This is a genomic window from Mesorhizobium sp. 01N446 (assembly GCF_056399285.1).
Map to the genome: position 1 here is coordinate 249,817 of NZ_JBFTRA010000004.1, position 25,075 is coordinate 274,891.

Sequence of the window (25,075 nt, forward strand, 5' to 3'; positions counted from 1 at the left end):
AAGCCGATTTCCTATTCTAGACTGGAATTTCAGCGCTGACGAATGGGTCGGGTGGGCTACGCTGCCTTCTCCACCAGCCGCGCGAGCTGCGTCATGACCACGGCCGAGCCAGCCAGCCGTTTCTCGGCTGTCGGCCAGTCGCGAGTGAAGACGACGCTGTGATCCGGCCGGATCTTGGCCAGCGAGCCCTGTTCGCCGATGAACTTGACCAGGCCGACCGGGTTGGAGAATTCGCGCTTGCGGAAATGGATGACGACGCCTTTCGGCCCGGCATCGAGCTTCTCGACATTGGCCTTGCGGCAGAGCGCCTTGATGAAGACGATCTTCAGGAGATGCTTGACCTCGTCCGGCAGCGGGCCGAAACGGTCGATCAGCTCGGCGCCGAAAGCGTCGATCTCCTCGGTGTTCTCGAGGTCGCCGAGGCGGCGGTAGAGCGCCAGCCGGAGCTGCAGGTCGGGCACATAGCTTTCCGGGATCATCACCGCCGTGCCGACGGCGATCTGCGGCGACCAGCCGCCATCCTGGACCTCGCCGGAATCCTTCACTTCGGCCACCGCCTCCTCCAGCATCTGCTGGTAGAGCTCGAAGCCGACCTCCTTGATATGGCCGGATTGCTCTTCGCCCAGAAGATTGCCGGCGCCACGGATGTCGAGATCATGGCTGGCGAGCTGGAAGCCCGCGCCCAGCGTGTCGAGCGATTGCAGCACCTTCAGCCGCCGCTCGGCGGTGTCGGTGAGCTTGCGGTTGGCCGGCAGCGTGAACAGCGCATAGGCGCGCACCTTGGAGCGGCCGACGCGGCCGCGCAGCTGGTAGAGCTGCGACAGGCCGAACATGTCGGCGCGATGGATGATCAGCGTGTTGGCGGTCGGAATGTCCAGGCCGGATTCGACGATGGTGGTCGACAAAAGCACATCATACTGGCCGTCATAGAAGGCATTCATGATGTCGTCGAGTTCGCCGGGCGGCATCTGGCCATGGGCAACCGCTACCTTTAACTCCGGGACGGATTCCTTCAGAAAATCATGGATTTCGGCGAGATCGCTGATGCGCGGAACCACATAGAAGGAGTGGCCCCCACGGTAGCGCTCGCGCAGCAGCGTCTCGCGAATGACCAGCGGATCGAAGGGCGAGATGAAGGTGCGCACCGCCATGCGGTCGACCGGCGGCGTGGCGATCAGCGACAGTTCGCGCACCCCGGTCAGCGCCAGCTGCAGCGTGCGCGGGATCGGCGTCGCCGACAGCGTCAGCACGTGGACATCGGTCTTCAGATCCTTCAGCCGCTCCTTGTGCTTGACGCCAAAGTGCTGCTCTTCGTCGATGATCAGCAGGCCGAGATTCTTGAACGAGATCGACGAACCGAGCAGCGCATGGGTGCCGACGACGATGTCGACCTGCCCCTCGGCCAGCGCCTTCTTCGTCTCGGCCAATTCCTTGGCGCCGACCAGCCGCGAGGCCTGGGCGACGCGGATCGGCAGGCCGGAAAAACGCTGCGAAAAGGTCTTGAAGTGCTGGCGCGACAACAGCGTCGTCGGCACCACAACCGCGACCTGGAACCCTTCCATCGCCGCGATGAAGGCGGCGCGCAGCGCCACTTCGGTCTTGCCAAAGCCGACATCGCCGCAGATCAGCCTGTCCATCGGCTTGCCGGCGCCGAGATCGTCGCGCACCGAGTCGATCGCCGTCTGCTGGTCATCGGTCTCCTCATAGGGGAAACGGGCGGCAAACTCGTCATAGAGGCCCTCGGCCGGCACCAGTGCCGGCGCCGCGCGCATCTGCCGTTCGGCGGCGATGCGGATCAATTGCCCGGCCATGTCGAGCAGGCGCCGCTTGAGTTTGGCCTTGCGCGACTGCCAGGCGCCGCCGCCAAGCTTGTCCAGCGTCGCCTCGGCGCTATCCGAGCCGTAGCGCGACAGGAGCTCGATGTTCTCGACCGGCAGGAACAGCCGGTCGTCGCCGGCATAATGGATTTCCAGGCAGTCATGCGGCGCGCCGACCGCCTCGATGGTGCGCAGGCCGATGAAGCGGCCAATGCCATGGTCGGTGTGGACGACGATATCGCCGGCTGAAAGCGCAGAGGCCTCCGCAATAAAGTCGGAGGCGCGCTTCTTGCGCTTGGAACGCCGGATCAGCCGGTCGCCCAGAATGTCCTGTTCGGCAACGACGACCAGTCTTTCGGTCTCGAAGCCGGATTCGAGCGGCAGGACGGCCAATGCCGCCTGCCCCGGCTCGAGTTGTTCGGCTTCGGCCAGCGTCTCGACCTGCTTGAGATTGCCGAGATGATGCTCGGTGAGAATCTGGCCGAGCCGGTCGAGCGAGCCTTCCGTCCAACCGGCGATGACGATGCGGCGGCGCGCCGCGCGCTCGTCGGCGATATGCCTGACGACGACATCGAAGACGTTGACGTTCGGATCGGCGCGCTCCTCGACGAAGCTGCGGCCATGGCGCGAGCCGGCGTGGTAGACCTTTTTCGCGCCGGCATCGGGCGCGTCGAAGGGCGTGAAGTCGATCGCTTCACGCGGCCCGAGCGAGGCGATCAGGTTTTCCGGCGACAGGTAAAGCAGATCCGGCGCCACCGGCTTGTAGGGCACGGCATCTTTCAGCGCAGCGTCGGCCTGCTTTTTGCGCGCCTCGTAATGGTCGAGGATCAACGTGTGGCGCTCGGCCAGAGCCTCATGCGCCAGATGGTCGAAGATGACGGGCGTGTCCGGCAGATAGTCGAACACCGTCTCCAGCCGCTCATAGAAGAACGGCAGCCAGTGCTCCATGCCGGCGAAGCGCCGGCCTTCGCTGACCGCCGCATAGAGCCCGTCGTCGCGCTGCGGCGCGCCGAAGGCTTCGATATAGGAGCGGCGGAAGCGGCTGATGGTTTCCGGCGTCAGCGCCACTTCGCTCATCGCCTGCAGCGCCATCGACTTGCGCTGGCCTGTCGTGCGCTGAGTGGCGGCGTCGAAGACGCGGATCGATTCCAGCGTATCGCCGAAGAAGTCGAGCCGCAGCGCCTCGGTCCAGCCTGGCGCGAAAAGGTCGAGAATGCCGCCGCGCACCGCGAATTCGCCGATGCCGCGCACCGTCGGCACGCGCTCGAAACCCGATGTCTCCAGCCGCGCGATCAGCGCATTCATGTCGATCTGGTTGCCGGGCCTGGCATGAAAGGTCTGCGCCTCGACCAGGTCGGCCGGCGGAATGCGCTGCAGCAGGGCATTGGCGGTGGTGAGGATGACGGCGCGATGCGGCTTCTTCGCCAGCGCGATCATCGCCGTCAGCGCATCGAGACGCTTGGCGGCGGCGTCCGAGCCGGGCGAGACGCGGTCGTAGGGCAGACAGTCCCAGGCCGGCAGTTCCAGCACCGGCAGGCCGGGCGCGGCAAAGGCCAGTGCCTCGATGATAACAGGCAGACGCTGGCCGTCGCGCGCCACGAACAGCACCGGCTTGTCGGGCGCGATCTCAAGCGCGGCCTGCACCAGCGCAAAGGCCTCGTAGCCATCGGCGACACCGTCGACGATGAACTGACCGGCGCGGCCTTTCGGCAGACCAATGGTGGGAATTAGGCTCATCAAATCACGGTCTTTGTTTGCCGCAATTCCTGTGGGAAAACCGCTTCGCACTTTTCCTGGAATTGCTGTTGGTCAGAAAGTCATGGTCCGGCGGGACGCCAGGATCTTTTGCAGGACAGGACAATCGATATCCGCCGGAATCGGACGCTCACCGGTGATCAGCGGCAGGAATTCGGTGTCGGAAATGTCGAGGAGCCTCTCATATTGGTCGATTTCCTCAGCCGTCAAGGCGCCGATCTCGGCGTCGGCGAAGGTGCCGAGGATGAGATCCATCTCGCGCATGCCGCGATGCCAGGAGCGGAACAACAGCTTGCGGCGGTGAGCGTCCAGCCCCTCGCTTGATCGTTTCGTTCCGGTCATTGTGGCGCATCCTCACTTGCTGCGGCGCATATAGCGTGGATAGAAGGGGCTGTCAGCCTTGCGCTGAGGCCGTCGCGACATAAGCTGACATCATGCGTCCTTCCATCCTCGATCCGCTGTTCGTTCCGATCACTTCGCTTGCCGGCGTCGGGCCGAAGGTCGGCGCGCTGATCGAGAAGGTCGTCACGGCCGATCTTGGTGATCGCGCGGCCCGCGCGGGCGACCTTCTGTTCGTGCTGCCGCATACAGTCATCGACCGTCGCAGCCGGCCGGGCATCGCAGGGTCCGCGGAAGGCCAGATCGTTACGCTCGACGTGCGCATTGACCGCCACCAGCCGCCGCCGCGCGGCAACAGATCCGTGCCCTACAGGGTCTATGCCCATGACGATACCGGCGAAATCGGCCTGACCTTCTTCCATGCGCACGCCGCCTATCTCGAAAAGGCAATGCCCGTGGGCGAGCATGTCGTGGTCTCGGGCCGCATGGAATGGTTCAACGGCCGCCCGACCATGGTCCACCCCGACCATATCGCGCTGGCCAGCGAGGCGGAGAACCTGCCGCTGGTCGAACCGGTCTATCCGCTCACCGCGGGCCTCTCGGGCAAGGTGTTGCGCCGGGCGATCGGCCAGGCGCTGGCGCGTCTGCCCGAATTGCCGGAATGGCAGGACGGCGCCTTCATGCGCCGGCACACCTTTCCCACCTTTGCCGACGCCCTTACGCGCATCCACAATCCGGCCGACCCGATCGATGTTTCCGTCGACGGCGCCGCGTGGCGGCGTCTTGCCTATGATGAGTTGCTGGCGGGCCAGGTCTCGCTGGCGCTGGTGCGGGCAAAGATCCGCCGCCTGTCCGGCCGTCCCCTGGTCGGCGACGGCCGCATCGTCGATGATCTGCGTGCGGCCCTTCCCTATTCGCTGACCGCAAGTCAGGAATTCGCGCTGGCCGAAATCAATGCCGACCTTGCCGACCCCGAGCGCATGCTGCGGCTGCTGCAGGGCGATGTCGGCTCGGGCAAGACGGTGGTCGCGCTGCTTGCCATGGCGCGCGCCGTCGAGGCCGGCGGCCAGGCGGCGCTGATGGCGCCGACCGAAATCCTGGCGCGCCAGCACCTGGCAACGATCACGCCTCTGGCCGCCAAGGTCGGGCTGCGCACCGCCATCCTCACCGGCCGCGAAAAAGGCCGCGAACGCACCGAAACACTGGCCGGCCTGGCCAGCGGCGAGATCGACATCGTCGTCGGCACCCACGCCCTGTTCCAGGAGGCGGTGACCTTCCACGATCTGGTGCTGGCAATCATCGACGAGCAGCATCGCTTCGGCGTCCACCAGCGGCTCGCCATCACCGCCAAGGGTGACGCGCCCGACATGCTGGTGATGACGGCCACTCCCATCCCGCGCACGCTGGTTCTGACCGCCTTCGGCGACATGGATGTCTCCAAGCTGACGGAAAAGCCCGCCGGCCGCCAGCCGATCCGCACCGTCACGCTGCCGCTGGAGCGTCTCGACGAACTGGTTGGCCGCATGGAGGATGCCGTCGCCGGCGGCCAGAAAATCTACTGGATCTGCCCGCTGGTCGAGGAATCCGAAGAGATCAAGCTGATGTCGGCTGAGGATCGCTTTGCTTCGCTGAAGCCGCTGTTTGGCGACCGCATCGGCCTCGTCCACGGCCGTATGAAAGGTGCGGAGAAGGACGAGGCGATGCGCGCCTTCAAGGAGGGCGAGACCCGTATCCTGATCGCAACCACGGTCATCGAGGTCGGCGTCGATGTTCCCGATGCCACAGTCATGGTCATCGAGCATGCCGAGCGCTTCGGCCTCGCACAACTGCACCAGTTGCGCGGCCGCGTCGGGCGCGGCGACAAGCCCTCCTCCTGCGTGCTGCTCTACAAGGATCCGCTCGGCGAGACGGCAAAGCGCCGGCTGTCGGTGATGCGCGAGACCGAAGACGGCTTTTTGATCGCCGAGGAAGACCTCAAACTGCGCGGCGAAGGCGAGCTTCTCGGCACCCGCCAGTCCGGCACGCCGGGCTTCCAGGTAGCGCGCATCGAGGCGCATGCCGATCTCCTGGAGGCTGCCCGCGACGATGCCAGGCTGATCCTGTCACACGACCCGGAACTGCAATCCGACCGCGGCGAGGCGCTGCGCCTGCTGCTTTATTTGTTCGGTCGCGACGAGGCCGTGCGGCTCCTGCGCGCCGGATGAGGCCCTAGCGGCGGATTGGCGACCGTTCCGTTGATCGGTTCGCCATTCAGCGTCACCATCTTGCTTTTCACTTCCGGCGCCACCAGCCCGGCCGAGACGATCAGCTTGGCGCCGTCCTCGATCGTCATGTCGAGCAGCACGATGTCCGACTTCAGCACATACATCAGGAACCCGGTCGTCGGGTTCGGCGTGCAGGGCATGAACACCGCGATCAGCGGGTCGCCTTCCTGGTCGAGCTTCTCATTGATCTCGGTTTCCTTCTCGCTGGCCACGAACACCAGCGACCACACGCCCTTGCGCGGATATTCGACCAGTCCGACCTGGCGGAACATGTCGCCCTTGTTCGACAGCACAGTCTCGAAAATCTGCTTCAGCGAGCCGTAGATGCCGCGCACCAGCGGCATGCGGCCGAGCAGGCGTTCGCCGAAACCGACAATGGCGCGGCCGACAATGTTTGCGGTGAGGAAACCGATCAACGTGATCAGGATCAGCGCGACGATCAGCCCGAACCCCGGAACCGGAAACGGCAGGTAGGTGTCGGGGTTGTAACGCGCCGGAATATAGGGTTTCACCCAGGAATCGACCCAGCCGATGAATGACCAGGCGATATAGGCTGTGATCGCCAGCGGCGCGCAGACGACGAAGCCCGTGAGGAAATAGTTCCTCAACCGGGTCATGCCGGAGGTCTTGGGAGCATCGGACATGGTTCACCGGGGGCGCGGGTTGCAGCGCAACATTAGTGAACCGGAACGCCGTTTGGAACTGCGAAGTTTTTAAAGAGCGGCTGTTTGGGGCCTACTCCACCGTGACCGATTTCGCCAGGTTGCGCGGCTGGTCGACGTCGGTGCCCATGAACACGGCGGCGAAATAGGCCAGCATCTGGATCGGCAGTGCATAGATGATTGGCGAAATGATTTCCGGCACGTCCGGCAGGATGATCGTCTCCATCGTCTTCACGCTCGAGTGCGCTGCGCCCTTGGCGTCGGTGATCAGGATGATCTTGCCGCCGCGCGCAGCCACTTCCTGCATGTTCGACACGGTCTTCTCGAAAATCCGGTCATGCGGCGCAATGACGATGACCGGCATGTTCTCGTCGATCAGCGCGATCGGCCCGTGCTTCAATTCGCCCGCCGCATAGCCCTCGGCGTGGATATAGGAGATTTCCTTGAGCTTTAGCGCGCCTTCCATGGCCAGCGGGAAATTGGTGTCGCGGCCGAGATAGAGCACGTCCTTGTAGCGCGACAGCTCGCGCGCGATGCGCTCGATCTGCTCTTCGAGCTTGAGCACCTGGTTGGCATAGCGCGGCGCTTCCGAAAGCGCGCGCACCAAGGTCTTCTCCTGCTCCTTCGAAATCGTGCCGCGCGCCACGCCGGCGCGCACCGCAAGCGAGGCCAGCACCGAGAGCTGGCAAGTGAAAGCCTTGGTCGAGGCGACGCCGATCTCAGGCCCGGCCAATGTCGGCAGCACCACGTCGGATTCGCGCGCCATCGTCGATTCCCGCACATTGACGACGGCGCCGATCTTCATGCCGGCCTTGCGGCAGTAGCGCAGCGAGGCCAGCGTGTCGGCGGTCTCGCCCGATTGCGAGATGAAGAAGGCGGCATCATTGGCCGACAGCGGCATCTCGCGGTAGCGGAACTCCGAGGCGACATCGATGTCGACCGGCAGCCGCGCATAGCGCTCGAACCAGTATTTGCCGATCAGCCCGGCGAGATAGGCGGTGCCGCAGGCGGAAATCGCCAGCCGGCCGATCTTGGCGAAATCGAACGGCAGGTCGAGCGGCTTGGAGACGCCGGAGACGAAATCGACGTAATGGGCGAGCGTGTGGGAGATCACCTCGGGCTGCTCATGGATTTCCTTTTCCATGAAATGGCGGCGGTTGCCCTTGTCGACCATGAAGGAGGTCGACAGCGACTGCTGACGCTTGCGCTCGACCTCCTTGCCGTCGATGTCGAAGATCGTGACGCCGTCGTGACGGACCACCGCCCAGTCACCGTCTTCAAGATAAGTGATCGAATTGGTGAACGGGGCCAGCGCGATGGCGTCGGAACCCAAGAACATCTCGCCGTCGCCATGGCCGACGGCAAGCGGCGGGCCGTTGCGGGCGCCGACGATCAGGTCTTCGTCGCCCTTGAACATGATAGCCAACGCAAAGGCGCCTTGCAGCCGCTTCAGCGCCTGGTGCGCGGCTTCGACCGGCTTCAGCCCCTTGGCCAACTCGCGCGCCACCAGATGCGCCACGACCTCGGTGTCGGTCTGCGAGGAGAAGGAATAGCCGTCGCGGACCAGCTCGTCGCGCAGTTCGGCAAAGTTCTCGATAATGCCGTTGTGGACGATGGCGACGCCATCGGAAAAATGCGGATGGGCATTCGTCTCATTGGGCACGCCGTGCGTGGCCCAGCGCGTGTGGCCGATGCCGATCGTGCCGTCGAGCGGCTCCTCCTTGAGCCGGCGTTCGAGGTTGATCAGCTTGCCCTCGGCGCGGCGGCGGGCGAGCTGACCGCGCTCGATTGTGGCGACGCCAGCCGAGTCATAGCCACGATATTCGAGCCGCTTCAGCGCATCGACAATGAGCGGCGCAACCTGCGAGTGGCCGACGATTCCAACGATACCGCACATGCAGATAGCCCCCGATTCCCCACGGAAAACCAGCGATACTTAGGGATGGCCGGCCTGCCGCGAAAGTCACATTGCATTTCGTCCGGTGTAAAGGACGTTTTTCAACGCATGCATCATGCCGGACCGCTCTTGCAATCCGGTTACTGCAATTGCTCGGTTTTTTCGATTGCTTTGGCGGAGGTAAGCGCGCCGGCTGACCGTCAGTGGTCTGCGCCGGCTGGCTTCTTCTTCGCCGCCGCGGCCGAGGCAAATCGCTCGCGCAACTCCTTGCCTTTGCCGGGGATCGTCTTCTGGCGGGCGCGGCCGAAGGCCAGCGCATCGTCGGGTACGCTTTCGGTGATGACGCTGCCGGAGGCGATGTAGCCGCCCTTGCCGATCGACACCGGCGCCACCAGCGAGGAATTCGAGCCGACAAAAGCCCCCTCGCCGATATCGGTGAAAAATTTCGAATAGCCGTCATAATTGCAGGTGATGGTGCCGGCGCCGATATTGGCGCCCGCGCCGACGCGGGCATCGCCGATATAGGTCAAATGATTGACCTTGGCGCCCTCCTCGACAACAGCCTGCTTGACCTCGCAGAAATTGCCGACCTTCGCCTTGTTGCGAAGATCGGCGCCCGGCCGCAACCGTGCGAACGGCCCGACATCGCAATTCGATGCAATGGTGGCCCCTTCGATATGGCTGAAGGCATGGATCTTGGCGCCGCCGGCGATCTTCACGCCCGGACCGAACCAAACATTCGGCTCGACCACGGTGTCGGCGCCGATCTCGGTGTCGTGCGAGAAATAGACCGTCTCCGGCGCCAGCAGCGTCACGCCCGACAGCATCGCCTCCTGACGGCGGCGTGCCTGCCAGATGCCTTCCGCCTGCGCCAGCTCGGCGCGGTTGTTGATGCCGAGCGCATTCTCGAAACTGGCCTCGGTGGCGACGACATCGAGACCTTGCGCGCTGGCGATCTCGACGATGTCGGTCAGATAGTACTCGCCCTTGGCGTTCTTGTTGCCGACCGCGTCGAGCAGCTTCAGCGCGTGGGCGCCGGCGACCGCCATCATGCCGGCATTGCAGAAGCCGATCTTCTTTTCCGCCTCGGAACAGTCTTTTTCCTCGCGGATGGCAATCAGCTTGCCGCCTTTTTCGACCAGCCGGCCATAGCCGTTTGGAAGAGGTGGGCGGAAGCCGATCACGGCGACGGCCGCACCTTCGGCGAGTTTCAGCCGAGCCAGGTTCAGCGCTTCCGCATCGATCAGCGGCGTATCGCCGAACATCACCAGGATGTCGTCATAACCCCTTGATATCGCTTCACGTGCGGCAAGAACCGCATGCGCCGTACCCAGGCGTTTTTCCTGCACGAAGGTCTCGGCCTTGGGTGCGAATTTCGCCACCGCCTTGCGCATCTCTTCCGCGCCATGGCCGATGACGATGGCATCGCTAGTGGCACCGGCGGCATCGGCCGCCTTCACCACATGGGCGACCATCGGCAGGCCCGCGATCTGGTGCAGCACCTTCGGCAGCGCGCTCTTCATGCGCGTGCCTTCGCCGGCGGCGAGGATGACGGACAGGCAGGATCTCTGGCTCATGGAAGGCAACCGTGTGAAAAGGGTTGGGAATCAAATCATGCTAGCAGCGGCGCCATGTTGCACCAATGCGGTTAAATTCCGGTGAGATGTGGGAGAAGCTGACTCTTAGTCAGCGGATTTGCATCTATATCAAGCCGTGCTTCCTGAATTCAGCCTGTTCATCGCCGGAAATCCAGCCAAATACCTTTAGCCGACCGTCGCGTCTTTCGATGAGGTAGTCGACCTTGAAATCGATGGGTAAGGCGCTCCCATCCTTCCGTTCGTAGTCGCCCGACCATTACACCTTGGCCACGATGTCACCGAGACATGGCTGCAGGTCATCCTTTTACCCCAACCGTCCCAGCACCGGAAAATTCTCCAGAAGCCAGTAGGACACCGTCTGCACGCCGCCGGTCAGGAAAAACACGCCGGCGACCACCAGCAGCGCGCCGATGGCCTTTTCGACACGGCCGAGATGGACGCGGAATTTGCCGAGGAAGCGCATGAAGGCGCCGGAAAACAGGGCGGCGATCAGGAAGGGGATGCCAAGTCCGAGCGAATAGGCGGCGAGCAATAGCGCGCCCTCGCCCACGGTTTCGCGTCCGCCGGCCAGCGTCAGGATCGGCCCCAGCACCGGGCCGATGCAGGGCGTCCAGCCGAAGGCGAAGGCGAGCCCCATGACATAGGCGGCGATGGCGCTGGCCGGCTTGCCCTGCGACTGGAAGCGCGCCTCGCGCGACAATAGCGGAATGCGCAATATGCCGAGGAAATTCAGGCCCATCAGGATGATCAGCACACCGGCGCCCATCGCCAGCTGCTCCTGCCAGACCCGCAGCAGCCTGCCGATGGTCGAGGCACCGGCGCCAAGCGCGACAAACACGGTCGAGAAGCCGAGCACAAAGGCGATCGAGGAATAAAGCAGTGCGCCGCGCGTGCCTTCGCGTGCTGTGACGCCCGCATCGCCGCGAAAATCGTCGACCGACACACCTGCCATGTAGCAGAGATAAGGCGGCACCAGCGGCAGCACGCAAGGCGACAGGAACGAGATGGCCCCTGCCCCGACGGCGCTGACATAGCCGATATCCAGTGCCATTCCAAAACTCCGACTGCTCCCGGGCGGATATAGCGACGGCCAGGCCTGTCTGCCAATCACCATTGTGTGGAAAGTCAGCCGCATACGGACATTAGGGACGAAAGCGGCGGCATGGGACGTTGATGTCAAAGAGACCGCGATTTCCCGCGCGTCTCGATATCAGCCAGGGAGATTTCCATGAAAACCATAACCATAGGGCTGGCCGCACTGCTTCTCAGCACCGCCGCATCCTTTGCCGCCGAGGCGTGGAAGGAAGCCGAGGTCAACGGCACCAAGATCTACACGGACGCCAAGGGAATGACCCTCTATACCTATGACAAGGACGAGAAGGGCAAGTCGAACTGCTACGACAAATGCGCCGCCAACTGGCCGCCGCTGAAGGCCGACGCCGGCGCGAAGACCTCCGAAGGCTGGACGATCGTCGACCGTACCGACGGCACCAAGATGTGGGCCTATGACGGCAAGCCGCTCTACACCTTCATCAAGGACAAGAAGGCCGGCGATGTGGCTGGCGATGGCGTCGCGGGCGTCTGGCACATCGCCAAAGCCGATTGATCCTCGATACCTTCACCCGCCTGCCGGCGGGACAGAGCTGGTCGCCAGGCATCCCTCCATGCAGCCGGCGGCCAGCCCCAACGGCCTTTCTCTTCGTCGTCACTCCGCCGTACGCGGCCGCATTCTCCCCGACTCGGCGGAAAAATGAATCGGGCCGTTTGCGCCGAGCGAAGTGCGTCATCTCTCCAGGCCAAAATCTGTGATTTTCTCCATACACTCTAAGAGTGTATTGCTGCCAACAGCTCCGCAATTTGGGCGCTTCCCCTTGACCGGATGCAAAAGCGCGGCCATGTGAGCGGCAAATAGAACGAGATTTCGTCGCGCGCAGCGGAATTCTTCTGCCGCATCACAGCTGATATGAGACCTCATGGACGTCGTCGTCGTCGAATCGCCGGCCAAGGCGAAGACAATCAACAAATACCTCGGCAAGAACTATAAGGTTCTGGCCTCGTTCGGCCATGTCCGCGATTTGCCGGCCAAGGACGGTTCGGTGCGCCCGGATGAAGACTTCGCCATGTCCTGGGCGGTCGACACCGCCTCGGGCAAGCGGCTCGCCGACATCGCCAAGGCGGTCAAGGATGCCGACGGCCTGATCCTCGCCACCGACCCGGATCGCGAGGGCGAGGCCATTTCCTGGCATGTGCTGGAAGTGCTGAAGCAGAAGCGCGCACTGAAGGACAAGCCGGTCAGCCGCGTCGTCTTCAATGCCATCACCAAGTCCTCGGTGCTGGAAGCCATGGCCAATCCGCGCCAGATCGATGCGCCGCTGGTCGATGCCTATCTCGCTCGCCGGGCGCTGGACTATCTCGTCGGCTTCACGCTGTCGCCGGTGCTGTGGCGCAAATTGCCCGGCGCCCGTTCGGCCGGCCGCGTCCAGTCCGTGGCGCTGCGCCTCGTCTGCGACCGCGAATCCGAGATCGAACGCTTCATCCGCGAGGAATATTGGCAGATTGCCGCCATACTCGGCACGCCGCGCAACGAGACTTTCGAAGCGCGGCTGACCGCCTTCGAGCGCAAGAAGCTGCAAAAGCTCGACATTGCCAACAAGGCTCAGGCCGACGACATCAAGGCGATGCTCGAGGGCGCGACCTTCAAGGCGCTGTCGGTGGAAGCCAAGCCCACCAAGCGCAACCCCGGCCCGCCCTTCACCACCTCGACGTTGCAGCAGGCCGCCTCTTCGGGCCTCGGTTTCTCCGCCACCCGCACCATGCAGGTGGCGCAGCGGCTCTATGAAGGCATGGAGATCGGCGGCGAGACCACCGGCCTCATCACCTATATGCGAACCGACGGCGTGCAGATGGCGCCGGAGGCGATCGACGCCGCCCGCGACGCCATCGCCAAGGAATTCGGCCCGAAATACCTGCCGGAAAAGCCGCGTTTTTATACGACCAAGGCCAAGAATGCCCAGGAAGCGCACGAGGCGATCCGTCCGACGGATTTCATGCGCACGCCGGCCTCGGTCCGGCAATATCTCGATTCCGACCAGATGCGGCTCTATGAGCTGATCTGGAAGCGCGCCATCGCCAGCCAGATGCAGCCGGCCGAGATCGAGCGCACCACCGTCGAGATCGAGGCGGTCAACGGCGCCCGCACCGCCGAGCTTCGCGCTGTCGGTTCGGTCGTTCGCTTCGACGGCTTCATCGCCGCCTACACCGACCAGAAGGACGACGACGCCGAAGACGAGGAAAACCGCCGTCTGCCGGAAATTCGCGCCGGCGAGCAGCTTGCCCGCCAGGCGATCAACGCCACCCAGCACACGACCGAGCCGCCGCCGCGCTATTCCGAGGCGTCGCTGATCAAGAAGCTGGAAGAACTCGGCATCGGCCGGCCTTCGACCTACACGGCAATCCTGAAGACGCTGGAAGACCGCGACTATGTCACGATCGACAAGCGCCGGCTGGTGCCGCAAGCCAAGGGCCGCCTGTTGTCCGCCTTCCTCGAAAGCTTCTTCGAGCGCTATGTCGAATACGACTTCACAGCCTCGCTCGAGGAAAAGCTCGACGAGATCTCCGACGGCAAGCTCGCCTGGAAGGACGTGCTGCGCGATTTCTGGAAGGATTTTTCGGGCGCCGTCGCCGACATCAAGGAGCTGCGCGTCACCGACGTGCTCGATGCGCTGAACGAGGAACTGGCGCCGCTGGTGTTCCCGACGCGGGAAGACGGCTCCAACCCGCGTATCTGCCCGAAATGCGGCACCGGCAACCTGTCGCTGAAGCTCGGCAAGTTCGGCGCCTTCGTCGGCTGCTCGAACTATCCCGAATGCTCCTTCACCCGCCAGCTCGGCGACGCCGCCAATCCGAATGGCGAGAATGGCGGCGGCGATGACGGCACCAAGGTGCTCGGCAAGGATCCCTACACGGCGGAGGAAATCACCCTGCGCTCGGGTCGCTTCGGTCCCTACCTGCAGCGCGGCGATGGCAAGGAAGCCAAGCGCTCGAGCCTGCCCAAGGGCTGGACGCCGGAATCCATCGATCACGAGAAAGCACTGGCGTTGCTGGCGCTGCCGCGCGATATCGGCAAACATCCTGAAACGTCCAAGATGATCTCGGCCGGGCTCGGCCGCTACGGCCCGTTCGTGCTGCATGATGGCACCTACGCCAATCTCGACAGCATCGAGGACGTGTTCTCGATCGGCCTCAACCGCGCCGTCACGGTGATTGCCGAGAAGCAGTCGAAGGGCAAGGGCGGCCGCAATGGCGGCACTGCCGCTGCGCTCAAGGAGCTCGGCGACCATCCTGACGGTGGCGGCAAGATCGTCGTGCGCGACGGCAAATACGGACCCTATGTCAATTTCGGCAAGGTCAATGCCACGCTGCCCAAGGGCAAGGATCCGCAATCGGTGACCATCGAGGATGCGTTGGCGCTGATTGCCGAGAAGGAAGCCAAGGGCGGCGGCGGCAAGAAGCCGTTCCGCAAGGCAGCGGCCGCCAAGGCGCCTGCCGCCAAGAAAACAGCGGCCAAGAAGCCGGCCGCGAAGAAAAAAGGGTAGGACGGCGTGGCGCGCAGGATCACCGGACGAAGCCACGGCGATCCACGCACCGCCGACACGAGGGCCAAGGTCAAGAACGACTACCGGCCCTCGCGCGATGAAATCCTGCGCTATATCGCCGAAAATCCCGACCGTGCCGGAAAGCGCGACATCGCCAAGGCCTTCGCGCTGCGAGGCGACGACCGCATCTGGCTGAAAGACATTCTGCGCGACCTGCAGGATGAAGGCGTGCTCACCAAGGAGCGCAAGCGGCTGGCCCGCGTCGGCGCCCTGCCCCATGTCGCCGTGCTCGACATTTTCGGCCGTGACGGCGACGGCATCTTGCTGGCGCATCCGGCTGAGGCCGTCGGCACAGGCGAGCCGCCCGTGGTCTCGATCCGCGTCTCGCGCGGCGGCAACGGTCCGGCGCCGGGCATCGGCGACCGCGTCTTGGCCAAGACTTTCCCGACCGACGATCCGTCCGGCCCCGCCTATACCGGGCGGGTGATGAAGATCTTCGAGAAGCGCACCGATGCCGTCCTCGGCGTCTTCCGTGTGCTGAAGGACGGCACCTTCCGCATCGAGCCGGTGGAACGGCGCCAGCCCGAGTTGATCGTCGACAAGGAATTCCAGAACGGCGCCAACAACGGCGACCTGGTCGAGGTCGAGCCGGCGCGGGCTTCCCGCTATGGGCTGCCGCGCGCCAAGGTGCTCAACGTGCTGGGTTCGCTGACCAGCGAAAAGGCGGTCTCGATGATCGCCATCCACGCCCACGACATCCCGCACATCTTCCCGGCCGACGTCATCGCCGAATCCGAAGCCGTCAAGCCGGCGACGCTTGATCACCGCGAGGACTGGCGCGACCTGCCGCTGGTCACCATCGATCCGGCCGACGCCAAGGACCATGACGACGCCGTCTTCGCGACGCCCGATCTCGACGAAAAGAACCCGGGGGGCGTGATCGCCACCGTGGCGATCGCCGATGTCGCCGCCTATGTCCGCTACGGCACGGCGCTGGATCGCGAAGCCTTGAAGCGCGGCAATTCGGTCTATTTCCCGGACCGCGTCGTGCCGATGCTGCCCGAGCGCATCTCCAACGATCTCTGTTCGCTGCGCGAGGGCCAGGATCGCCCGGCGCTCGCCGTGCGCATGACCTTCGCCGCCGATGGCCACAAGATCAGGCACTCCTTCCACCGCGTGATGATGAAATCGGCGGCGAAACTCGCCTACCCGCAGGCACAGGCGGCCATCGACGGCGCGCCGGACGACAAGACCGGCCCGATCCTCGACACGGTGCTGAAGCCGCTATGGGATGCCTATGCGATCCTCAAGCGTGGTCGCGCCGGCCGCCAGCCGCTCGAACTCGACCTGCCGGAGCGCAAGATCATGCTCAAGCCGGATGGGACGGTCGACCGCGTCGTCGTGCCGGAACGGCTCGATGCCCATAAGCTCATCGAAGAATTCATGATCCAGGCCAATGTCGCCGCCGCCGAGACGCTGGAGGCGAAGAAGCAGGCGCTGGTCTACCGCGTGCACGACGCGCCCTCGCTCGCCAAACAGGAATCGCTGCGCGAATTCCTGCAGACGCTCGGCCTGTCGCTGGCGCGCGGCGCGCAGATGCGGCCCAGCCAGTTCAACGGCATTCTCGAGCGCGTGCGCGGCGCCGACAATGAGGCGCTGGTCAACGAGGTGGTGCTGCGCTCGCAGAGCCAGGCCGAATATTCGCCCGGGAATATCGGCCATTTCGGCCTCAACCTCAGGCGCTACGCGCATTTCACCTCGCCGATCCGCCGCTATGCCGATTTGATCGTGCATCGCGGGCTTATTGCCGCACTCGGCCTCGGTCCGGGAGGACTGACGCAGGACGAGGCAGCTCGGCTCGAAGACGTTGCGATACTGATCTCCGGCACCGAACGCCGCGCCATGGCGGCCGAGCGCGACACGGTCGACCGGCTGATCGCGGCCTATCTCGCCGAGCGTATCGACGACCGGTTCGACGCCCGCATCTCCGGCGTCACCAAATCAGGACTATTTGTCCAATTGCCGCAATATGGCGCCGATGGCTTCATCCCCGTGTCAACTCTGGGCGGCGATTACTATATATACGACGAAACGGCTCGCTCCCTGTTCGGAGAACGCACGGGCAAAGGCTACCAGCTCGCGGACCATGTCGAGGTCCGGCTCGTCGAGGTGGCGCCGATGGCCGGCGCGATGCGCTTCGAGATGTTGACCGACCCGAAGCCCCTGCCAGGCTCCACCAGGTCGTTTCACAAGGCTAAGGGCCGCGCCCGTGCGTCGCAATCGCGACCGGGTTCGCGCGGCAGGAGACGATGATGCCAAAAGAATTAGGGATACAGGAACAGGTGTTCGGCGGCGAACATCACACGGGCCGGGTTGCCCGCCCGCTATGGACGGCGATGAAGCGCGGCCTCCTGGGCCGCTGCCCGAACTGTGGCGAAGGCAAGCTGTTTCGCGGCTTCACCAAGACCGTCGAGACCTGCAGCGTCTGTGGTGAGGAAATCCATCACCATCGCGCCGACGACCTGCCGGCCTATCTGGTCATCGTCATCGTCGGCCACATCGTTCTCGGCGCCTTCATGGGCGTCGAAGCGACGTCGACGCTCTCCACCTGGCAGCACATCCTCATCTGGGTGCCGCTGACCATCATCTTGTCGGTTGCCCTGCTCCAGCCCGTCAAAGGCGCCGTCATCGGACTGCAATGGGCGTTCTATATGCACGGATTCGGTGGTGAAAAGGATGGGACGGGCTCCCACCACGGCGCCTAAAGCGCTACTGGCGCAACATACCGACCGTGAAAGGCCACTTTCGTTTGCAAGAAGTTTCCGCTAGGTCCAGCGCATGGAAGCAATGACCAGGGCGGATGTCGACAAGCTCGACAAGGGTCTTGCCGCACATGGCGGCCGGCCCCTGCGTCCGCGTGACGCCGCGACGCTGATCCTGCTCGACCGCAAGGGCGATGAGGTGCTGGTGCTGATGGGGCGCCGTCACGCCGGCCACGCCTTCATGCCCGGAAAATTCGTGTTTCCCGGCGGCCGTACCGATCCGGCCGACAGCCGCATCGCGACGGCCACCGCATTGCATCGCGACGAGGAAGCGAAGCTGCTCGCCGGTCCCGGCCGCACCAGTGCCGCGCGAGCCCGAGCCGTGGCCTTGTCCGCAATCCGCGAGACCTATGAGGAAGCCGGGTTGCTGATCGGCCAGAAGGCCGCCTTTGTCACCGACAAGCGTGACTGGCAAGGTTTTGTCGAACATGGCGTGAAACCTTCGCTCGAAACGCTACGCTTCATCGCGCGCGCCATCACTCCGCCCAACCGGGTGCGCCGCTTCGACACGCGTTTCTTCAGCGCCTGGCGCAGCGATGTGGCCGTCGAACTGCCGGACGGCGGTCCGACCAACGAACTCGAGGAACTGGTCTGGCTGCCCCTTGCGAAAGCCCGCGAAGCCGACATACCCGACATCACCCGAATGATCCTGGACGAGCTGGAAAAGCGCCTCGCCCATGATCCGCTGCTGCGTCCGGGTGGCCCCGTGCCCTTCTACCGGCTTGTCCGCAACCGCTTCACCCGCGACCTTCTGTAGAGCAAAGCAATTCCAGGAAGAGTGTGACGCGGTTTTCCGTCCGGAATTGCGTAAGATCAACGAGACAGAGTATTCAGCATCCCATGACGGTCGATACCCAACCACAGGGCGACGAACGCGTACACTGGCTGCCGATGGTGGCGGCGATCTCGTCGATCAGCGTCGTCGGCATCGCCATTGGTCTCGGCATGCCGCTTCTCAGCGTCATCCTGGAAACGCGCGGCCACTCGGCCTCGATGATCGGCCTCAACACCGCCGTCGCCGGCCTCGCCTCGATCGCCGGTGCGCCGCTGGCGACACCGCTCGCCATGCGCTTTGGCGTCGCCTGGACCATGGTCGCCATGATTGCCACCGGCGCGCTGGCCTTCGTCGGCTTCCATTTCGCGCCTGACTTCTGGATGTGGTTCCCGCTGCGCATCGTGCTGCATATCGCGTTGACGGTGCTGTTCATCCTGTCGGAATTCTGGATCAGCACGTCGGCACCACCCCATCGGCGCGGCCTTGTTCTAGGCATCTACGCCACCGTCCTATCGCTCGGTTTTGCCGCCGGGCCGTGGCTGTTTGCCCATCTCGGCAGCTCCGGCTTCAGGCCGTTCGGCGTCATCATCGCACTGGTCACGCTGGCCGCGATACCGGTGCTGGCCGCGCGCAACGAAAGCCCCACCATCGTCGCCGATGGCGAAACCAGCAATTTTCTGCGCTACATCTGGCTGGTGCCGACCGCGACTTTTGCCGTTCTGGTGTTTGGCGCGGTCGAGACAGGCGGCTTTGCGCTGTTCCCGGTCTATGGCAACCGCATCGGCTATTCCGAAGCCGACGCCGCATTGCTGCTGACCATGATCGGCCTTGGCAATGTGCTCTTGCAGATCCCGATCGGCATGATCAGCGACCGCGTTTCGGACCGCCGCTACCTGCTGCTCGCCTGCGCCACGGTTGGTCTTGCCGGCACGCTGTTCATGCCCTTCTTCGCCGCCAACTGGCACTTGATGGCGGCGCTTCTGTTCGTCTGGGGCGGCGTCGTCGCGGCGATGTACACGATCGGCCTCGCTCATCTCGGTTCGCAGCTTTCCGGCCACGAACTGGCGTCGGCCAACGCGGCCTTTGTGCTGTGCTACGGCGTCGGTATGGTGCTTGGTCCACAGGCGATCGGCATCGGCATGGACAGTTTCGGGCCTTCCGGCTTCGGCTGGTCTCTCGGCCTGTTCTTCGGCGCCTATATCGCCCTGGTCTGCTTCAGGCTGGTGCGCAAGATCCTTCTGTAGCGCGTCCGGGGTAGCGATTCTGTTCCCGCACGCGGCAGCTGCTGACAGAACCGTGTCAGCAGCCACGCGGTAAAAGAGTGTCCCCAAAACATCGGTAGTTGAGGACACTCCCATGATCGACAGCGGCTTTGAAACCACATCCCTGCGAATGACGCTTCTGCTGCTTGTGACCTTCCAGGCTCCGGCGGCGGATGTCGACCGCATCATGGACGCGGTGGTTGCGATCGCCCCGCTGGCGATGGGCAAATATGACCGCAACGCCTATCAGTCGGCGCACGGCATCGAGCGCTACAGGCCGCTTGAAGGGGCCGCGGCCGGCGCCGAAACCGAATTGCGCCGCCGCCCCGGCACGGTCGAGGTGTCCTTCGAACTGCCTGACGACCAGGCGCTGGCTGCCCGCGTTGTCGAAGCGATCTTCCAGGCCCATTCCTATCAGGAGCCGGTGATCCGCATCCAGCCGATCCTCGCCAGCCGGTCCAAGGGACTGGACGACCGTGCCAATCCGAATCGCTGGTGGAACACCACCGGGGACTGGAAAAAGATTGCGGCGCCGGAGACAGAAACCGCATGATTTGGGACTATAGCGCAGTTCCGGTAGGGCCGAGAAGCTCCGCCGGGCTTGACTTTCCAGGCACGTTCTTTATGTGTCGCGCCAAGTTTCCCGCGTCCGGGTGTTTTCCCGTGCTCCAGCGGCCAAAACCCCACGAACATAACGGACTGAGATCATGGCCAAAGCCGCAAACATCAAGATCAAGCTTCTGTCGACCGCCGACACCGGTTTCTTCTACGTGACCAGCAAGAACAGCCGTACCAAGACCGACAAGCTGTCGTTCCGCAAGTACGACCCGGTCGCCAAGAAGCACGTCGAATTCAAGGAAACCAAGATCAAGTAATCTGGGTTTTCCCTCTGCAAACAAAAACGCCGCCCATCGGGCGGCGTTTTTGTTTGCAAGCCAGAGGCCCGGCTCCCCCCGGCCCGGCGGAATTTCCTTCAGCCGATGCGATCGCCGCTTTTCGGATCGAACAGATGCAGCGCCGCCGGATCGGCGGCCAGCCGCACGGTGTCGCCGGGCTTCACGCCGGCGCGCCCCATGGCGAAGACGCAGAGCTGCTGATTGGCCAGTTTGACGTAGAACTGCGTCGACAGGCCGAGCGGCTCCACCACCACCACCTCGCCCTGCAGCGCGCCGTCATCGGCCAGCCTTATATGTTCGGGCCGCAGGCCGATGGTGATCGCGTCGCCATCACCAAGCGGCAGGCCATCCGGCAACCGCAGCTTCTGGCCATCGGCAAGCACCGCGTCCAATTTTCCACCCTTCGCCACCGTCGCCGGCAAAAAGTTCATACCTGGTGAGCCGATGAAGCCGGCGACGAACATGTTGGCCGGCCGATCATAGAGGTCAAGCGGCGCACCGACCTGCTGGATCAGCCCGTCATGCATGACGACGATCCGGTCGGCCATGGTCATGGCCTCGATCTGGTCGTGCGTGACGTAGACCGAAGTCGTCTTCAACTGCTGGTGCAGCGCCTTGATCTCGGCGCGCATATGCACGCGCAGCTTGGCGTCGAGATTGGACAGCGGCTCGTCGAACAGAAAGACCTTGGGGTCACGCACGATGGCGCGGCCCATGGCGACGCGCTGGCGCTGGCCGCCCGACAATTGCCTCGGCAGGCGTTCCAGGAACGTGTCGAGCCCGAGCCGTTTGGCGGCGCCATCCACCCTGGCATCGATCGTGGACTTCTGCGCCTTCTTCAAAAGCAGGCTGAAGCCCATGTTCTTCGACACATCCATATGCGGATAAAGCGCGTAGGACTGGAACACCATGGCGATGTCGCGGTCCTTGGGCGCCACATCATTGACGAGCCGCTCGCCGATGCGGATCTCACCGCCGGAAGCCTCCTCCAGCCCGGCGATCATGCGCAAAAGCGTGGACTTGCCACAGCCGGATGGGCCGACCAGGACAACAAACTCGCCATCGGCGATTTCAAGGTCGACCGCGTGCAGGACGCGGACGGCGCCATAGTCCTTGCGGACCTTGTCGAGTGTAACAGAAGCCATAGATCTATCCTTTGACGGCGCCGGCGGTCAGGCCGGTGACGAGATAGCGTTGCAGGAAAGCGAAGAAGACGCAGACCGGGATCAGCGCCAGGATGGACGCCGCCATCATCTGCCCCCAGTCGACGGCGAACTTGCCGATGAAGGTGAGCAGGCCGACGGCGAAAGTCTTCTGGTCGTCGCTGGAAATCAACATCAGCGCGAACAGAAGCTCGCTCCAGGCGGCGGTGAAGACGAAGCCGAGTGTTGCGCCCATGCCAGGCAGCGTCAGCGGCACGATCACCTTGCGCATCGCCTGCGCACGCGTGCAGCCGTCGATCATCGCCGCTTCCTCCAGATCCTTCGGGATGCCGTCGAAGAAGGACTGCATCAGGAAGGTGGCGAAGGCGGTGTTGAAGGCGGTGTAGATGATGATCAGCCCGGTCAGGCTGTTGATCAGGCCGATCTGCCCCATCACCCGGTAGATCGGCGGGATGACCATCACCAGCGGGAAGGTCTGGGTCAAAAGCAGCATCAGCGCCAGCGCCGCCTTGCCGCGAAAGGTGAAGCGCGACATGGCGTAGCCGGCGAGCGTGGCGATGATCGTCACCAGGGCCGCCGTCGACACCGAGACGATGACGCTGTTGAGGAAATAGCGCGGGAAATCGGTGGCCTCGAGCACGGTAACGAAATTCTGCAGCGTCATGTGCGAAGGCCAGAAGGTGATGCCTTCCGAATAGAGCAGCCGTTCCGGCGTCACCGATATCTTCAGCGTCCAGTAGATCGGGAACAGGGCGAAGACCACATAGGCAGCGATCGCCGCGTAGAGGCCGACACCGCCGAAGAACCGTTGTGAGGTTGAGCGTCCCGCGATCATCAGACGTGCCTCACCAGGGAGCGGCGGATAGCGATCAAAGCGATGGCATAGGCAATCAGCAGGACGAGCAGCAGCACGGCCACCGCCGAGGCATAGCCCTTGTCCAGCGACTTGAAGGCGCTGACATAGATGTAGACCGGCACCGTGTTGGTCGAGCCGGCCGGTCCGCCCTCGGTCATGACGAAGATCAGGTCGGCGAAGGTCGCGATCCAGATGGTGCGCAGCATCACGGTGATGGCGATGGTCGGCGCCAGGAACGGCAGCGTCACCTTGGTGAAGCGCTGCCAGGGCGAAGCGCCGTCGATCGCCGCCGCCTCATGCAGTTCCGACGGAATGGACTTCAGCGCCGCCAGCAGCGTGATGGCGAAGAACGGAATGCCGAACCAGACATTGGCAATGATCGGCCCCCACATCGCCGTTGCCGGATCGGAGAGCACATTGGTCGGCTCTGCTTTCAGCCCCAAGGCAAACAGCCAGTGCGGCAGCGGCCCGACGATCGGATTGAACAGCCAGGCCCAGGTCAGGCCAGAAAGGAAGGACGGCACCGCCCAGGGCAGGAACACCAGCGCCTGCACCAGCTTGCGGCCCCGGAACGGCTTGTCGAGCAGCAGCGCCAGGCCAAGGCCGAGGAAGAACTGGAAGAACAGGCTCGCGACCGTCCACCACAGCGTGTTGACCAGCGCCTGCCCCAGCACCTGGTCCGACAGCATGGCCTGATACTGGCCGAGCCCGACATATTCGGACTTGAAGGCCGAGAATTTGCGGAAGGAGTAGCTGATGCCAATGACCAGCGGCACCAAAAGCACCACGACCAGCAGGATGATCGCCGGGCTGAGATAGAGCCAGGGCTCGATGGCGGCGTGCGACAGCCGCTTTCGTCGCGGCTTGCCGGCGGATCGGATTTCGGACACGGCGTAGGTCATCGATTTGGCTCTACGGTGGAGGATGGGTGCGGGAAGGCAAAACAGCGTCCTTCTCCCCGTTCAACGGGGAGAAGATGCCGGCAGGCAGATGAGGGGCGGCGCTAGCTTCTCAAAACTTCGCGCCGCCCCTCATCCGGCCCTTCGGGCCACCTTCTCCCCGTGAAACGGGGAGAAGGAAAGAGGCGCTGCGCTTACTTCTTGTTCTTCGCCAGCCAGTCCTGCTGTTCCTTGGTCAGGAATTGAGCCCATTGGTCGGCCACGTCCTTGGCGGTCTTTTGGCCAAGCAGCACTTCCTGGAAGTTCTTGATCGCCACCTGGTCGACGAAATTGCCGAGGTTTTCCAGATGCGTCGGCGGCGTCACCATTTCATATTTGGAGGTGTCGCTGAGCTCGGTGAACCAGCCCTTGAACTGCTCGGTCTTGAAATGCGGATCCTGGTCGGCGCCGTTGTGGATCGGCACGACGCCGACTTCCTTGGCCCATTCCAGATTGTCCTTTGGCGACAGAAGCGTCGCCATCAGCTTCCAGGCATCGTCCTTGTGCTGCGAGTTGGCGAACATCGCCCAGCCGGCATAGCCGAGCGTGGGGTAGGATTTGCCGCTCGGACCAACCGGCAGCGGCGCCACGGCGAAATCGTCGGCGCTCATCTTGTCGGCGATGCCGAGCAGCGCGTCCGGATCCTGGTTGAGCATGGCGCAAGTGCCGGAATAGAAGCCGGTCACGGTTTCGTTGAAGCCCCAGCTCACTGCATCCTTCGGCGCCAGTCCGTCCTTGTACATGTCGGCCAGCATCTGCAGGCCCTTGACCGAGCCCTCCTCGTTGATGGTCGAGGTGCCGTCCTCGTTGAAGTAACCGCCCTTGCCCTGGGCGATGTTCATGAACATGTGCATGCCGTTGAAGGCGCCGGGTCCGCCACGCAGGCAGTAGCCGTATTTGCCGGGAATGGCGGAGATCTTCTTGGAGTCGGCGATGAATTCGTCGAGCGTCGCCGGCGGCCCGTCGAGGCCGGCCTGCTTGAACAGTTTCTTGTTCCAGAACAGCGCGTTCACATAGTAGCCGTAGGGGATCATGAACTGGGTGTTGTTGACCGTCGAGCCGAACTGCTTGGCGCGCTCGCCGAGCGTCTTGGCGTCATCCCATTTGGCCATGTAGGGGCCAAGGTCCTCGAGCTGGGCATTGTTGGCGTAGAGGCCCATCCAGCGTTCCGGCATCTCGACCACGTCGGGCGTGTCGCCGGCCTGCACCATGGTCAGGAATTTTTCGAAGGCCTGGCCCCAGGGCAGCGAGATCAGCTCGACCTTGACGCCGGGATTGGCGGCCTCGAACTCGGCGATCTGCTTTTTCAGGAATTCGGTGCGCGGCGGGCTGGTGATGACTTCGACCATCTTCAGGGTCGAATCGGCCAGCGCGCTGCCGGCGGAAATCGCCAGCCCCGCGACGGTGGCAAGCATGATGGTCAGTTTTTTCATGTT

General features: G+C 63.7%; 19 protein-coding genes. 9 read left to right on the top strand and 10 right to left on the bottom strand.

Annotated features, from left to right (window positions below; translation table 11 throughout):
- Positions 1–56 precede the first annotated feature (56 nt).
- Together mfd and AC1DPX_RS18145 are read right to left on the bottom strand one after the other, a co-directional pair.
- Complete coding sequence (gene mfd, locus AC1DPX_RS18140) at positions 57–3,554, bottom strand: transcription-repair coupling factor (RefSeq protein ID WP_477238556.1); 3,498 nt, start codon at positions 3,552–3,554, stop codon at positions 57–59.
- A 72-nt stretch (positions 3,555–3,626) separates the two neighbouring features.
- Positions 3,627–3,914: a succinate dehydrogenase assembly factor 2 gene (locus AC1DPX_RS18145; protein ID WP_202354211.1), complete on the bottom strand. Its 288-nt coding sequence runs from the start codon at positions 3,912–3,914 to the stop codon at positions 3,627–3,629.
- A gap of 92 nt (positions 3,915–4,006) precedes the next feature.
- On the opposite strand from AC1DPX_RS18145, the gene recG reads away from it, so the two are divergent.
- Entirely contained in the window at positions 4,007–6,115 is a 2,109-nt protein-coding gene (gene recG / locus AC1DPX_RS18150) for an ATP-dependent DNA helicase RecG (protein ID WP_477238558.1), read from the top strand.
- Here recG and AC1DPX_RS18155 read toward each other — a convergent pair.
- The 4 genes from AC1DPX_RS18155 to AC1DPX_RS18170 all read right to left on the bottom strand — a co-directional run bounded on the left by AC1DPX_RS18155 (position 6,067) and on the right by AC1DPX_RS18170 (position 11,383).
- On the bottom strand, positions 6,067–6,819 hold the full coding sequence (locus AC1DPX_RS18155; protein WP_202354209.1) for a DUF502 domain-containing protein: 753 nt from the start codon (positions 6,817–6,819) through the stop codon (positions 6,067–6,069). The two genes, recG and AC1DPX_RS18155, sit on opposite strands and share 49 nt — an antisense overlap.
- A gap of 91 nt (positions 6,820–6,910) precedes the next feature.
- Entirely contained in the window at positions 6,911–8,734 is a 1,824-nt protein-coding gene (gene glmS, locus AC1DPX_RS18160) for a glutamine--fructose-6-phosphate transaminase (isomerizing) (RefSeq protein ID WP_202354208.1), read from the bottom strand.
- 200 nt (positions 8,735–8,934) lie between these two features.
- Positions 8,935–10,311: a bifunctional UDP-N-acetylglucosamine diphosphorylase/glucosamine-1-phosphate N-acetyltransferase GlmU gene (gene glmU, locus AC1DPX_RS18165; RefSeq protein WP_477238560.1), complete on the bottom strand. Its 1,377-nt coding sequence runs from the start codon at positions 10,309–10,311 to the stop codon at positions 8,935–8,937.
- A 325-nt stretch (positions 10,312–10,636) separates the two neighbouring features.
- Complete coding sequence (locus AC1DPX_RS18170) at positions 10,637–11,383, bottom strand: cytochrome c biogenesis CcdA family protein (RefSeq protein ID WP_477238562.1); 747 nt, start codon at positions 11,381–11,383, stop codon at positions 10,637–10,639.
- Between the two features lie 177 nt (positions 11,384–11,560).
- On the opposite strand from AC1DPX_RS18170, the gene AC1DPX_RS18175 reads away from it, so the two are divergent.
- The 8 genes from AC1DPX_RS18175 to rpmG all read left to right on the top strand — a co-directional run bounded on the left by AC1DPX_RS18175 (position 11,561) and on the right by rpmG (position 20,661).
- Complete coding sequence (locus tag AC1DPX_RS18175) at positions 11,561–11,938, top strand: COG4315 family predicted lipoprotein (protein WP_202354205.1); 378 nt, start codon at positions 11,561–11,563, stop codon at positions 11,936–11,938.
- Between the two features lie 367 nt (positions 11,939–12,305).
- Positions 12,306–14,927, top strand: coding sequence for a type I DNA topoisomerase (gene topA / locus AC1DPX_RS18180; RefSeq protein ID WP_477238564.1), 2,622 nt, complete (start codon positions 12,306–12,308; stop codon positions 14,925–14,927).
- Between the two features lie 6 nt (positions 14,928–14,933).
- Positions 14,934–17,240 carry a ribonuclease R gene (gene rnr, locus AC1DPX_RS18185; RefSeq protein ID WP_477238566.1) on the top strand — a complete coding sequence of 769 codons (2,307 nt, stop codon included), beginning with the start codon at positions 14,934–14,936 and terminating at the stop codon, positions 17,238–17,240.
- Positions 17,240–17,692 (top strand): DUF983 domain-containing protein, encoded by a 453-nt coding sequence (locus AC1DPX_RS18190; protein WP_202354202.1) that lies wholly within the window; start codon positions 17,240–17,242, stop codon positions 17,690–17,692. The genes rnr and AC1DPX_RS18190 overlap by 1 nt, the downstream gene beginning before the upstream one ends.
- Before the next feature lie 73 nt (positions 17,693–17,765).
- Positions 17,766–18,506, top strand: a complete 741-nt coding sequence (locus tag AC1DPX_RS18195; protein WP_477238568.1) for an NUDIX hydrolase — start codon at positions 17,766–17,768, stop codon at positions 18,504–18,506.
- 83 nt (positions 18,507–18,589) lie between these two features.
- Positions 18,590–19,768, top strand: a complete 1,179-nt coding sequence (locus tag AC1DPX_RS18200; protein ID WP_477238570.1) for an MFS transporter — start codon at positions 18,590–18,592, stop codon at positions 19,766–19,768.
- A gap of 112 nt (positions 19,769–19,880) precedes the next feature.
- Positions 19,881–20,339 (top strand): YqfO family protein, encoded by a 459-nt coding sequence (locus tag AC1DPX_RS18205; protein WP_202354199.1) that lies wholly within the window; start codon positions 19,881–19,883, stop codon positions 20,337–20,339.
- A gap of 154 nt (positions 20,340–20,493) precedes the next feature.
- Positions 20,494–20,661, top strand: a complete 168-nt coding sequence (rpmG, locus tag AC1DPX_RS18210; protein ID WP_006201775.1) for a 50S ribosomal protein L33 — start codon at positions 20,494–20,496, stop codon at positions 20,659–20,661.
- A gap of 98 nt (positions 20,662–20,759) precedes the next feature.
- Here the strand turns inward: rpmG and AC1DPX_RS18215 are convergent, their stop codons facing one another.
- From AC1DPX_RS18215 to AC1DPX_RS18230, 4 genes are all read right to left on the bottom strand, one after another.
- Positions 20,760–21,827, bottom strand: coding sequence for an ABC transporter ATP-binding protein (locus tag AC1DPX_RS18215; protein ID WP_477238572.1), 1,068 nt, complete (start codon positions 21,825–21,827; stop codon positions 20,760–20,762).
- Positions 21,828–21,831: 4 nt separating this feature from the next.
- Positions 21,832–22,680 carry a carbohydrate ABC transporter permease gene (locus AC1DPX_RS18220; protein ID WP_202354197.1) on the bottom strand — a complete coding sequence of 283 codons (849 nt, stop codon included), beginning with the start codon at positions 22,678–22,680 and terminating at the stop codon, positions 21,832–21,834.
- Positions 22,680–23,603 (bottom strand): carbohydrate ABC transporter permease, encoded by a 924-nt coding sequence (locus AC1DPX_RS18225; protein ID WP_477238574.1) that lies wholly within the window; start codon positions 23,601–23,603, stop codon positions 22,680–22,682. Before AC1DPX_RS18225 ends, AC1DPX_RS18220 begins: the two co-directional genes overlap by 1 nt.
- A gap of 191 nt (positions 23,604–23,794) precedes the next feature.
- Positions 23,795–25,072 (bottom strand): ABC transporter substrate-binding protein, encoded by a 1,278-nt coding sequence (locus AC1DPX_RS18230; protein ID WP_202354195.1) that lies wholly within the window; start codon positions 25,070–25,072, stop codon positions 23,795–23,797.
- Between the last annotated feature and the right edge of the window lie 3 nt (positions 25,073–25,075).